Here is a 12,434-nt window from a genome sequence, read left to right on the forward strand (position 1 = left end):
GTATACTTACATTAAACAGGTAAACAGTTTGATTTCCTGTTTTAAAAAAGTATTACTAATCACAAAAGGAGTGATGCACATGTTGACACTTTATACTTCCCCAAGTTGTACGTCTTGCCGTAAGGCTCGTGCGTGGTTGCAAGAACACGAGATTCCATTCAAAGAAAGAAATATTTTTTCAGAACCATTGAATATTTCTGAATTGAAAGCAATCTTGCGAATGACAGAAGACGGAACTGAAGAAATTATTTCTACCCGTTCTAAGGTCTTCCAAAAACTTAATATGGATTTGGATGAGCTGCCATTGCAAGATTTACTAGAATTAGTAAAAGAGAATCCAGGATTGTTGCGTCGGCCAATAATGATTGATGAAAAAAGATTACAGGTTGGTTTTAATGAGGATGAAATTCGACGTTTCTTGCCAAGAGGAGTTCGGCAGTTAGAATTACGTCAAGCGCAACTAATGGCAGGTTTATAAAATTTAAGCAGAGGGACTGGGACATAACTCTACGAGTTACGACCCAGTCCTTTTAAAAACGAATAAACATTGAAAGCAGGAGTGATTATTGTCATATCAGCTATGTCGTATAGTTTCACTGCTTTTCGATTACATCAATTTTTAAGTACGAAATATATAGAAAGTTTGAACGCATAAGCCTCGTTGCTGAACGGTTCTGTCCTGAATTTTTTACATAGAACAATCAAATTTTTATAGAAAAGTAAACATATATGCTGCTAGAGTTAAGGAAAGTAATAAGAGAACAGTTTATTTACAAATATTGTTACTTTTCCCTTTACATTTGGCGTGATTCCGCTACAATGTACGTAAGAATAAGTTTCCTGAAAAGCAAAAGTGAGGTGTAGCGACATGGAAATGGAACATATCAATGAAAATACCATACGGGTATTGATTGGCAATGAAGATCTGGCTGACCGAGGGATTACGTTTTTAGATTTACTTGGCAATCATAAGGAGGTAGAAAATTTTTTCTACAGCATTCTAGAAGAAGTTGATGTGGAAGATGAATTTCAAGGCAGTGAAGCTGTTACCTTTCAGGTTCTGCCAAAAAGTGATGGGTTAGAACTTTTTATTAGTAAAAATGCTTCGATGGATGATGTTTCTAATTTTGAAAATTTTAATGATTTGAGCTCAGAAGAAGTGAGTAATATTATTCGAAAACAAATAGAAGATGACTTTGCTGATGACACACAAGAATTTTCTGATAATACAGTAAAAAATTTAGTGTTTGAATTGAATGATTTTGAAACAATGATTCAACTAGCAAATGAAGTTTATCTACAATCTGTGATAGCGAATTTATATACATTTAAAGGAACATATTATCTGCAAGTTATTTTCTTGCTGGATGAGTTAGGGAAAAATGATGTGGAAAATGAATTAGCACAATTATTAGAATTTGCTCGTTTATCGACAGTCACTCCTGAAACCTTAAATGAATATGGGACGTGTATTATGGAAAGAAACGCATTGGAATTGACTAGATATTACTTTGAATAGACTCAATGAAACTGAAACAGCACTTAATATGTGTGCTGTTTCAGTTTTTTTCGTGCATCATTGAAAAAAGTGCGTATATTAGCATTAGAGGTGATCACTATATTAAATGCATATACGGAAGACAAAGAGCTCATCACATTACTCCATAAGACCAGAGAAGAGATAGACGAGCTAAAAGGAGTCCAATATTTTTGCCCTATTTGTGAAGCCGTTGTTCAAATCAAGAACGGACGTATAAAAATTCCTCACTTTGCACATTATAATCGAAGTCATTGTCCATTTGCCGCAGATGGAGAAACACAAGAGCATCTTTCTTTGAAGGAAATGTTTGCAGCGTGGTGTGAATCTGAAGGACTTGCTTATGAATTGGAGAAATATTTGCCGGAAATCAATCAGCGGCCAGACCTACTGATCGGAAAGATCGCTGTGGAATTTCAGTGCAGTCCTTTAAGTTTATCAAGATTGATCGAAAGAAGTAAGAACTATCGAGATAATGGGTATCAGGTTGTTTGGATCTGTGGGAAAAAGCTCCTTCGTGATTTTAATAGTTTAACAGAACTAGCGAAAAATTTATGTTATTATTCTGAAAACATCGGTTTCTATTTATGGGCAGCAGATTGGCAAAAAAAGGAGCTTTCCTTATACTTTCATTTAGAAGAAGATTGGAAAAAGAGGGTCTATTCTGCTAAAAAAACTTGGCCGCTGTTTACAGATTTTCTTCTTAAAATCATTCATTTTCCCGTGACAGCAGCGCTGCATCATTACAGAGAATACCAGGTTGGACAGTTGATTTCAGCTTATTATGATGAACTGAATAAAAAACTATGTAAAAGAGAAGAGCAGGTACGATTGATTCAATCTCAATTATATAACAACCATTTTCATATTCTCCAATTGCCTTATTGGTTTTACTATCCAGGTCTTCATATTTTTTGCTGTGTCGGATCAGATATGTTGTTAAAATTGATCGTTTGGAAATGGGTACAGTTTTTTGATCAGAATGTTTTTTTGCCTGATGAACTAAAAGCATCTTTGATGGCTGAATTAGCAAAATCAACAGAATTATTTTATGATTTTCCCAATATTTCGTTAGGATCGATTCAAAAGTATTGCTTTGAGCAATTGCTTCGTCGTTTGGTCCATTGTCAGCATTTGATCAAAACGTCAAAAGGTTGGAAGGTAAATGCAGGGGAAAATGAATATTGTGTTGTCGATATCTACAAATGGCTGAAAAGTATTGAAAAGAAACGCGTAATCAGTGCTACTCCACATCAAAATATGATACTATGAATTTATGAAAAATAATTCTTAAAGGAGTAGATATGATGAGCGGAGCAAAACAATTACCAGAACGTTCCACATTACCTATTGAAATGACTTGGGATCTAACTAAAATTTTTAAGGACGATCAGGCATTTGACGATGCTTACCAAGTGTTGACGAAAGAATTACAAGAAGTAGAAAAATATAAAGGGACGCTGGATCAGGGCAGTACAGCTTTTTTAAATAGTATTGAGATGCTGCTAAAAGTATATCGACAAATCGAAGTCATCTACGTGTATGCTCATTTAAAAAATGATCAGGATACATCGAATGCAACCTATCAAGCATTGTATTCTAGAGCGAGCTCATTATTTGCACAAGTCAGTGAGGCAGTTGCGTGGTTTGAGCCAGAATTATTATCTTTAAATGATGATCTGATTTGGGGATATTTTGCTGAGAAGCCAGAATTGGAAATTTATCGACACTTTGTTGAAAATATCCTAAATGAACGTCCGCATATTTTATCTGCAGAGCAAGAAGCGCTACTAGCAGGCGCTAGTGAAATTTTTGGCGCTTCAAGTGATACATTTTCAATTTTGAACAATGCAGATTTGAAATTCCCTGTGATCGAGGATGAAAATGGCGAAAAAGTTCAATTGACTCATGGCGTTTATGGCCAGTTAATGGAAAATATCGATAGAGATGTTCGTGAAAAGGCATTTAAAGCGCTGTATTCAGTGTATGATCAGTTCCAAAATACATTTGCTCAAACGTTGAGTTCTCATGTCAAAGCGCATAATTATAAGGCAAAGATTAGAAACTATCCATCGGCTAGAGCAGCTGCATTAAGTAGTAACCATATACCTGAAAGTGCCTACGATACGTTGTTAGATGTTGTAAATAAGCATTTACCGTTGCTTCATCGATATGTTGCATTACGGAAACGTTTACTGAACCTAGAAGAACTGCATATGTATGATATGTATACGCCGATTTTAGGAGAAGCCTCGATCAAATACTCTTATGAAGAAGCAAAAGAAAAAGCACTGGCTGCATTAAAACCAATGGGAGAGGAATACCTGACCGTTGTTGAAACAGCGTTTAATGATCGTTGGATCGATGTCATTGAAAATCAAGGGAAACGAAGCGGTGCATATTCATCAGGAGCATATGACACAGCACCCTATATTTTGATGAATTGGCATGACAGTCTAGATCAACTCTATACATTAGTACATGAGATGGGCCACAGCGTGCACAGCTATTTTACTCGTAACAATCAACCTTATGTTTATGGAGATTATTCGATTTTCTTAGCTGAGATTGCGTCTACTACAAATGAAAATATTTTAACAGAGCATCTTTTAAAGACAGAAACGGATCCGCGCATCAGAGCGTATGTACTGAACCATTATTTAGATGGATTTAAAGGAACGATTTTCCGTCAAACACAGTTTGCTGAATTTGAGCATTTTATTCACACTGAAGATGCGAAAGGAACGCCTTTAACTAGTGAGTATTTAAGTGAATATTATGAGCAGTTGAATGCAAAATTCTATGGACCGGATGTTGTGAAAGATCCAGAAATCACGTTGGAATGGACACGAATTCCACATTTTTACTATAATTATTATGTTTATCAATACGCAACAGGTTTCTCAGCCGCTTCTGCTTTAGCAAATAAAATTTTAGCAGAAGAACCGCAAGCATTAGAAAACTATTTGACCTATTTGAAATCAGGAAGCAGTGATTATCCGATCGAAGTCATGAAAAAGGCTGGTGTGGATATGACTCAGCCACAGTATATAGAAGATGCAATGAAAGTTTTTGAAACACGTTTGAATGAATTAGAGAAACTTGTAGAGTCAATGGAATAGAAAAAAAGCCTCCTTTTAGATAAGGAGGTCAGACTGTAGACAAAGTCCTAAAAAAGGGATGACGTCTACAGTTTTTTCTTTTATACTTAACGTATGAAAACGTTTTAAAGGAGAGTGGGAAAAATGATGACAAAACACCCAATGAATGGCAGAGATCAGTACATGATGATTTCCTTGGAAGAACTTGTCCCAACAGATCACTTGATTCGAAAAGTAGATAAAGCAATCGATTTTACCTTCATTTATCCAATTGTTGAATCAACTTATTCGACCTTAGGTCGACCAAGTATTGATCCTGTGGTTTTAGTCAAAATCGTCTTCATTCAATATCTCTTTGGTATCCGTTCCATGCGTCAAACCATAAAAGAAATAGACACGAATGTCGCTTATCGTTGGTTTTTAGGCTACGATTTCAATGAAACCATTCCACATTTCTCTACCTTTGGAAAAAACTATGTTCGCCGCTTTCGAGAGACCACACTCTTTGAAGATATCTTTGCCTACATACTGGAACAAGCTGTCAAAGCTCGGATGGTTACGGAAGATGTTCTCTATATGGATTCTACTCATATCAAAGCCAATGCAAACAAGCACCATTTTACTAGAGAAATGACCCATATTGAAGCTAAGGCCTATCAATCAGAATTAGAGAAAGAAATTAACGAGGAACGCATCAAGGCAGGAAAGCGTCCTTTTATTTTCCCAACAGAAAGTGAGTTGAAAGAACGGAAAATAAGTAAAGTTGATCCTGAAAGTGGTTATTATGTAAAAGGGGAACGAGAGAAACAATTTGCTTATTCTGCTCATACAGCTTGTGATGAACACGGCTTTATTCTAGATGTTATTGTTACCCCCGGAAACCTTCATGACAGTCAAGTGGCTCCGAATTTAGTGAAAACCGTTTGTCACAAATTTCCCAAAGTACGTGCTGTTGCGGCAGATGCTGGGTATAAAACAGCTACTTTTGTAGAATTTCTCCGACGGAGAAATCTTCGCCCTGTTCTCCCTTATACAAGACCTCGTGGCGATCGAACGCTACTCCCTAAAAAACAATTTGTTTATGATGAATACTACGACTGTTACTTATGCCCAGAAAATAGAGTATTGTCTTTTTCCACCATTACTCGAGAAGGATATCGTGAGTATAAATCCAAAAGTTATATTTGCCAAAACTGTCCTCAATTAACGCAATGCACACGGAGTGAAAGCCACCAAAAGGTCATCACACGTCATGTTTGGAAAAAGGGCTTAGAAGAAGCGGAACATCTTCGACATACCGCGTTTAATCGAGAAACTTATGGCAAACGAAAAGAAACAATTGAGCGAGTTTTTGCGGATGCCAAAGAAAAACACGGAATGCGCTGGACAAAGTATCGAACCTTAGAAAAAGTCGCTGTCCATACGCGGCTGATTTTTGCTGCCATGAATTTGAAAAAGTTAGCCCTATGGGGCTAAAGAAAAGGGCGAGAACCTTTCTTTTTTTGCTCTTTTTTCAGAAATAAATAAAAAATACGTTCAGAATTTCTATTTCTAGAAACCTAAACGTATTTGTCTACAGTCTGGCCTCCTTTTAGATAAGGAGGTTTTTTGTTTAAAGTAAATGTAGGTGACCATGAGGAACTCTTGAATCATTGAAATGGTTCAATTCGAATTTTTCATGGAAATATTGTAAGTTATCTTCCGAAGTCTCACAAAGGCTTTTGATGTCATCCATAGATTCACAATCTTCAACAAGTACGCCAAAATCACGATCACAAGCGTAATTATAAACAACTGCAGAAGGATGCTTAGTGATGCCCATTTCTCGAGCGATTTGTTGATCTGTTTGGAATGATTCCTTAACAAAATCAGAAGCACGATCAGCATGGAACATCTCTAAATCACCACCAGCTTCTACAACAAGTTTTTCAACTAACTCTGATGAGTAAGGTTGGTTATCAACTGCTACAGCTTGTTGAAGACCGAGAAGTAAATGACGACCTTTCTTTTTTCCTTGTAGCTGTGCAGCTTTGTAATCAAGAGCTGCGGAATAGATATCTTCAAACAATTGATTTCGTTGTTCAATATCATGTGCGGGGATATCAAATAACTTTATCAGGTGGTTTATCGTTTTCATATTAACTAATGGAATGAAACGAAACTGAATTTTCTTATTTTCCGTTTCAACTAATTTTAAAATATCCTTTTCTATGTTGAGACAAATGCCCCCCAAAGGATTAACGAACAGATAGATTTCAATCATTCATACTTCCTCCAATTTGACTCTTTTTTTGCAACTAGACATCATTTCTCAACTAAGTGACCCTAATTTATCAGAAAACTTGGGAAAATTGAAATGATATGTTTTACCATTATAACTTCTTAATCTTTTTACTTGAGCTTTGCATCATTCGCTGAATTTTATTTGGTGATGGCTTTTCTTTGATATTCAAAGTATCCAATAAAGCAAAAAATTCTTTTTTACCAATAATGGCATCACTAACTTCTAATTCTAATTCAAAATCATGCTGCTCGTTGTACCAACTTTCATCTAGCGCGAGTAAACCTTGGGGAAGTTTTTTTTCTGCTCGTTTAGTTGTTAAGCTGCCGATTAAACGTAAATCGTCTTTGGCAATGCCTAATGTAATCAATTTATTGTAGACAGCTCCTGAATTAGGGAGTACGCCTGAGTCGATAATTGCTTGTGCTTGCGCAGTGGAAAGCGAGTCATTGATCTCTAATAAACCGACCTTTTCAGGTACTTTCAAAGTGATTTCTGCATTTTTCGATAGTGTTCGAACTCTTAAACCAATGTGCTTTTCTTTTAACTGGAAATCAGCTGTATCGAAATAGTAATTGGTTTGTGTAAAAAAGTGGTTTTCTTCTAATTGAAAAAAATCAGCGGTGCGCAAAAATTCTTCTTTAGATAATAAGGTTTTAAATTCTATTTCTAAATTTTCACTCACTACTTTTTGACCCACTTTCTTTAATTTAATTCAATTTTTACATACTTTACCCATTTACGTCAAGAAAAGTGAACTAGAAGTTAAAAAGTTTACGAAAGTCTAAAAAAAACAGACAATTTCTCAAAATGTCCTATTTTTCTCAGCTCTATGGTAAAATAAGCTGTGAATCAAATTCAAGGAAATAGAGGGATTAGGATGGAGAAAGAGTGGGAGCTTTTTCTGGCACCTTATGAACAGGCTGTTGGAGAAATGAAAGTCAAACTGCGCGGCATTCGTAAGCAGTTTCGAGAACAAAACAAACATACGCCTATTGAGTTTGTAACTGGACGTGTGAAACCAGTCGATAGTATTTTAACCAAAGCAGCTCTGCGGAATATTCCAGTAGAACGAATTGAAGAGGAAATGCAGGATATAGCTGGTCTTAGGATCATGTGTCAATTTGTGGAAGACATCCGTCAAGTGGTGGATATCATTCGCAATAGAAAAGATTTACGGATCATTCAAGAGCGAGATTATATCACGAATAAGAAAGAAAGCGGCTATCGTTCGTATCATTTAGTGATCGAATATCCTGTCCAATTGATCACAGGTGAAAAGAAAATTTTAGCTGAGATTCAGATTCGGACATTAGCAATGAATTTTTGGGCGACCATTGAGCATTCATTAAATTATAAATATCAAGGTGTTTTTCCCGAAGAAATGAAAGAACGTCTGCAAAGAGCAGCAGAAGCAGCCTACCAATTAGATGAAGAAATGTCCACGATTCGTGAAGAAATTCAAGAAGCGCAGCATTTATTCTCTCATGGGCGGGGAAAATTTCAAGATGATTATTATCAACGATTATCTGAAAAGAAAGAGAAACTAGATCGATAGGAGGCATCAGATGAAAGTAGCAATTGTTCATAATCATGAGCATCTGTCAAAAGAAGTGACAGGGCGTCTGCTTTTGCTGTTAAAGCAAAATAACATTGAAATCGATGAACAACAGCCGGAACTGGTGATTTCTGTAGGTGGAGACGGTACATTGTTATCGGCCTTTCACCGCTTCAACCATCGCTTGGATGAGGTTAGTTTTTTAGGTGTCCATACAGGACATCTAGGATTTTATACGGATTGGCGGGACTATGAACTTGAAGAATTAGTGCAAAGCTTGTTAGTTCATCAGGAAAAAAGCATTAGTTATCCATTATTAGATGTGAAAATCAGTTTTCACGGGAATAAGCCTGACAAGCATTTTCTAGCTTTGAATGAGTCAACGATCAAGCGTGCTAATCGGACGATGGTAGCAGATGTATTTATTAAAGATGAGCTGTTTGAACGCTTTCGGGGGGATGGCTTGTCTGTTTCTACACCGACGGGCTCAACAGCTTATAACAAGAGTATTGGCGGAGCTGTTTTACACCCAAGTATCAATGCCTTTCAATTAGCTGAGATCGCCTCATTGAACAATCGTGTCTTTCGAACGTTAGGATCTCCGATCGTGATTGCTCATACCGAATGGGTCGAAATCAAACTGCAGGAAAGTAATGACTATCTGATCACAGTCGATCAGTTGGATATTTATCAAGATGACATCAAATCGATTTATTATCGTATTGCTGATGAACGAATCCATTTTGCGTCATATCGACATATGCATTTTTGGCATCGAGTGAAGGATGCATTTATTAGTGAGGATTAAAGGAAAATGGAATTTAGTTGGATTGTAGAGAAAGAAGAACCGCAGCAAGTAAAATATTTTTTAAAAGAGCAGGGGATATCCAGGGGTCTCCTAGCCAAAATCAAGTTTCAAGGTGGTAAGATCGAAGTCAATGAATCAGTCGAAAATGTTTTATTTAAGCTGTCTTTAGGCGATCGAGTCAAAGTGACGATCCCGGATGAACTGGAACATGAGACGTTATTGGTTGATGATAAACCTTTAGAAATTTTATTTGAGGATGAGCACTATTTAGTAGTTAATAAACCGGCTGGAGTTGCCTCTATTCCATCTCAGTATCACCCGAATGGTACGATGGCTAATCGAGTCAAAGCGTATTATAAAGCTCAGGGGTATAAAAATCAGGTGATTCATGTAGTTACTCGTTTGGATCGTGATACCACAGGATTGATGTTATTTGCAAAGCATGGTTTTGCTCATGCGATGCTGGATCAAGAACTGCGGCAAAAGAAAGTCGTAAAAATTTATCAGGCGTTGGTTGGCGGACATGTAGAGTCATTATCTGAACATGGGAAAATCGATCAGCCAATAGGAAGAGATTTGTCGTCACTATTGAAGCGCACGATCGTTGAGACAGGGCAACAAGCTGAGACGGAATACTGGTTGTTGAAGCGTCAAGCGGATCAAGCCTTGGTGAATATCCAGCTTCATACAGGAAGAACGCATCAAATCAGAGTACATTTTGAATCGATCGGCTGTTCGTTATTAGGGGATGATATGTATGGCGGTAATATGGATCAAGGAATCGAACGTCAGGCGCTGCATTGCTGCCAGTTGAATTTTGTTCATCCTTTTTCAAAAGAGTATATGGAATTAAGGTCTCCTTTAGCAGATGATATGAAAAAAATTGCAGCACGATTATAGCGAGGAAGGAGCGGTATATGTGAATGAAGGACAGGAAATGGAAGAGCATTTCTCGCTGTTGCTAGAGACGCTGCAGAAACAGGAAATGACTGAGTTTCGCGAATTGTTTTTAGCACTTCACATTTATGAACAAGGACAATTTTATCAATCGATCGACGAAACAGATCGAAAACAGATCTATAGCTACTTATCACCAAAAGAGCTGGCGGATATGTTTGATGTGATCGAAGAAGATAATGAAAACATGAAAGACTACATCGCTGAAATGCGGCCAAGCTATGCAGCCGAGATGCTGTCAGAAATGTATACAGATAATGCGGTTGACTTATTGAATAAATTGGATAAAAGCCAAAAGGCTAAATATCTGAGCTTAATGAGTTCAGAAGATGCTGGTGAGATCAAAGAGTTGCTACATTATGAAGATGACACGGCTGGGGCGATCATGACCACTGAGTTTGTTTCGATCGTGGCTAATCAGACTGTTCGTTCAGCGATGTATGTATTGAAAAATCAAGCAGATGTTGCGGAAACTATCTATTATGTGTATGTCGTCGATCAGGAAAATCATTTAGTCGGAGTTATTTCTTTGCGTGATTTGATCGTGAATGATGATGATACCATGATTTCCGACGTTTTGAGTGAACGGGTCATCTCGGTTCATGTGGGAGACGACCAAGAAGATGTTGCTCAAACGATTCGGGATTATGACTTTCTGGCATTGCCGGTCACGGATTATGATGATCACTTATTAGGGATCGTCACTGTCGATGATATCATTGATGTTATCGATGATGAGGCTGCCAGTGATTACTCTGGTTTAGCAGGGGTCAATGTAGAAGAGGTAAGTGAAAATCCAATTAAAGCCGCATCCAAACGTCTTCCGTGGTTGATTACGCTATTATTTTTAGGAATGTCTACAGCAACGTTGATCAGCCATTATGAAGAATTAGTTAGTGAAGCAAGTATTTTGGCTGTATTCATTTCATTGATCACAGGAACGGCTGGTAATGCTGGTACACAATCGTTGGCGGTTGCAGTTAGGCGGCTTGCTGTTTCAGATGAAAAAGACAATAGTTTTGTTCGACTGATCATCAGTGAGGTATTGACGGGATTGGTGACAGGTGCTGTAACTGGAGTTTCTATTTTTGTTGTCGTGGGAATTTGGCAGCATAATTTTCCGCTTGGCTTTGTAATTGGCATGGCAATGCTTTGTGCGATCACTGTTGCGAATTTAGCTGGAAGCTTGATTCCTATGCTGATGGATAAATTGGGTTTCGACCCTGCAGTGGCCAGTGGTCCATTCATTACAACATTGAGTGATTTGACTAGTGTACTGATCTATTTTAATATCGCTAGTTTGTTCATGCAGTATTTTGTATAAGGAAGAATCTAAACTTTTGATATAAGATTTATTAGCTAAAACATACTCAAAAATGAGTGTGTTTTTTTATTTATTTGACAAAAAAATTGTTATAAGATAAGATACATACTAACGGTATGTATAGAGGTGAATAAATGGCACGGAATAAATATCCTGAAGAGACAGTGAAAAAGATTTTGGATGTATCAGAACAACTTTTTATAGAAAAGGGATATGATCATACCACTGTTCAAGATATTGTTGATAACTTAGGCGGATTGACTAAAGGTGTAATCTATCATCATTTTAAATCTAAAGAAGAGATCTTCAATACGATTTTAGAAAAACGATATACAGTTGATATCAATAAGCAAATTCAATCATTGGAAGGAATCAGTGGTTTTGAAAAAATCAAGCGGATCAACAGGATCAGCCTTCGATCATTAGAACATCAGAAATTAGCCTTTTCTGCGAAATCGTTGATCACAGATCCTAGGGTGATCGGTGAGTTGTATATAGAAGCATTTCAAAAAACGATCCCTTACCTTCAAGGAGTCATTGAAGAAGGGATTCAAGATGGTTCTATCTCAACTCAATATCCTCAAGAAATCGCTGAACTGATCGTTCTTTCAACGAATATGTGGTTAGCGCCTTCTTTATATAAAATGAATGAAGAGGAACTTTTAAACAAATTGAATTTTTTTAAGCAGTTGTATGATGGGGTTCAATTTCCGTTGATCGATGATGAGTATATTCAAGATGTCGTTACCATGTATAGAGTGATCAAAGAATAAAGATGCTAAGAGCATTTTTATTTTTAATATATACATACTAATGGTATGTATATAGATTTAGTTTATAGAGTAGTAAAAAAAATGAAGGAGGAAGA

Annotated in this window: 12 protein-coding genes; 10 read left to right on the forward strand and 2 right to left on the reverse strand. The window is 36.9% G+C overall.

The features are described 5' to 3' along the window. Positions 1-79: 79 nt before the first annotated feature. The 5 genes from spxA to IGI58_RS13770 all read left to right on the forward strand — a co-directional run bounded on the left by spxA (position 80) and on the right by IGI58_RS13770 (position 6,114). On the forward strand, positions 80-478 hold the full coding sequence (gene spxA, locus IGI58_RS13750) for a transcriptional regulator SpxA (protein WP_010760718.1): 399 nt from the start codon (positions 80-82) through the stop codon (positions 476-478). A 390-nt stretch (positions 479-868) separates the two neighbouring features. Further along, positions 869-1,519: an adaptor protein MecA gene (locus IGI58_RS13755; protein ID WP_087639609.1), complete on the forward strand. Its 651-nt coding sequence runs from the start codon at positions 869-871 to the stop codon at positions 1,517-1,519. Between the two features lie 69 nt (positions 1,520-1,588). Continuing rightward, positions 1,589-2,809, forward strand: a complete 1,221-nt coding sequence (locus IGI58_RS13760) for a competence protein CoiA (RefSeq protein ID WP_429955288.1) — start codon at positions 1,589-1,591, stop codon at positions 2,807-2,809. 35 nt (positions 2,810-2,844) lie between these two features. Further along, positions 2,845-4,659 carry an oligoendopeptidase F gene (gene pepF, locus IGI58_RS13765; protein ID WP_429952959.1) on the forward strand — a complete coding sequence of 605 codons (1,815 nt, stop codon included), beginning with the start codon at positions 2,845-2,847 and terminating at the stop codon, positions 4,657-4,659. A 123-nt stretch (positions 4,660-4,782) separates the two neighbouring features. Beyond that, complete coding sequence (locus tag IGI58_RS13770; RefSeq protein WP_429952958.1) at positions 4,783-6,114, forward strand: IS1182 family transposase; 1,332 nt, start codon at positions 4,783-4,785, stop codon at positions 6,112-6,114. Between the two features lie 136 nt (positions 6,115-6,250). Here the strand turns inward: IGI58_RS13770 and IGI58_RS13775 are convergent, their stop codons facing one another. Both IGI58_RS13775 and IGI58_RS13780 read right to left on the reverse strand, forming a co-directional pair. Continuing rightward, entirely contained in the window at positions 6,251-6,901 is a 651-nt protein-coding gene (locus IGI58_RS13775; protein WP_429952957.1) for a ClpXP adapter SpxH family protein, read from the reverse strand. A 109-nt stretch (positions 6,902-7,010) separates the two neighbouring features. Continuing rightward, entirely contained in the window at positions 7,011-7,604 is a 594-nt protein-coding gene (locus IGI58_RS13780) for a CYTH domain-containing protein (protein ID WP_429952956.1), read from the reverse strand. A 195-nt stretch (positions 7,605-7,799) separates the two neighbouring features. Between IGI58_RS13780 and IGI58_RS13785 the strand changes: the two genes are divergently transcribed. The 5 genes from IGI58_RS13785 to IGI58_RS13805 all read left to right on the forward strand — a co-directional run bounded on the left by IGI58_RS13785 (position 7,800) and on the right by IGI58_RS13805 (position 12,339). Next, entirely contained in the window at positions 7,800-8,477 is a 678-nt protein-coding gene (locus IGI58_RS13785) for a GTP pyrophosphokinase (RefSeq protein WP_429952955.1), read from the forward strand. Between the two features lie 10 nt (positions 8,478-8,487). After that, positions 8,488-9,285, forward strand: coding sequence for an NAD kinase (locus tag IGI58_RS13790; RefSeq protein WP_087639614.1), 798 nt, complete (start codon positions 8,488-8,490; stop codon positions 9,283-9,285). Between the two features lie 6 nt (positions 9,286-9,291). Next, positions 9,292-10,185: an RluA family pseudouridine synthase gene (locus IGI58_RS13795; protein ID WP_429952954.1), complete on the forward strand. Its 894-nt coding sequence runs from the start codon at positions 9,292-9,294 to the stop codon at positions 10,183-10,185. Between the two features lie 19 nt (positions 10,186-10,204). After that, the gene (gene mgtE, locus IGI58_RS13800; protein WP_087639616.1) at positions 10,205-11,566 is read left to right on the forward strand and encodes a magnesium transporter; all 1,362 of its coding nucleotides are present in this window, start codon (positions 10,205-10,207) and stop codon (positions 11,564-11,566) included. A 134-nt stretch (positions 11,567-11,700) separates the two neighbouring features. Continuing rightward, positions 11,701-12,339 (forward strand): TetR/AcrR family transcriptional regulator, encoded by a 639-nt coding sequence (locus tag IGI58_RS13805; RefSeq protein ID WP_429952953.1) that lies wholly within the window; start codon positions 11,701-11,703, stop codon positions 12,337-12,339. Positions 12,340-12,434: the final 95 nt, after the last annotated feature.

The sequence above is a fragment of the Enterococcus sp. AZ020 genome (assembly GCF_050499205.1).
GTDB lineage: Bacteria > Bacillota > Bacilli > Lactobacillales > Enterococcaceae > Enterococcus_L > Enterococcus_L dunnyi.

Excerpts from the sequence above, each read along its gene's own strand:
- IGI58_RS13805 (WP_429952953.1), top strand. The coding sequence starts at position 11,701 with ATGGCACGGAATAAATATCCTGAAGAGACAGTGAAAAAGATTTTGGAT.
- IGI58_RS13770 (WP_429952958.1), top strand. The coding sequence starts at position 4,783 with ATGATGACAAAACACCCAATGAATGGCAGAGATCAGTACATGATGATT.
- IGI58_RS13755 (WP_087639609.1), top strand. The coding sequence starts at position 869 with ATGGAAATGGAACATATCAATGAAAATACCATACGGGTATTGATTGGC.
- IGI58_RS13795 (WP_429952954.1), top strand. The coding sequence starts at position 9,292 with ATGGAATTTAGTTGGATTGTAGAGAAAGAAGAACCGCAGCAAGTAAAA.
- pepF (WP_429952959.1), top strand. The coding sequence starts at position 2,845 with ATGAGCGGAGCAAAACAATTACCAGAACGTTCCACATTACCTATTGAA.
- IGI58_RS13775 (WP_429952957.1), bottom strand. The coding sequence starts at position 6,901 with ATGATTGAAATCTATCTGTTCGTTAATCCTTTGGGGGGCATTTGTCTC.
- spxA (WP_010760718.1), top strand. The coding sequence starts at position 80 with ATGTTGACACTTTATACTTCCCCAAGTTGTACGTCTTGCCGTAAGGCT.
- IGI58_RS13785 (WP_429952955.1), top strand. The coding sequence starts at position 7,800 with ATGGAGAAAGAGTGGGAGCTTTTTCTGGCACCTTATGAACAGGCTGTT.
- IGI58_RS13790 (WP_087639614.1), top strand. The coding sequence starts at position 8,488 with ATGAAAGTAGCAATTGTTCATAATCATGAGCATCTGTCAAAAGAAGTG.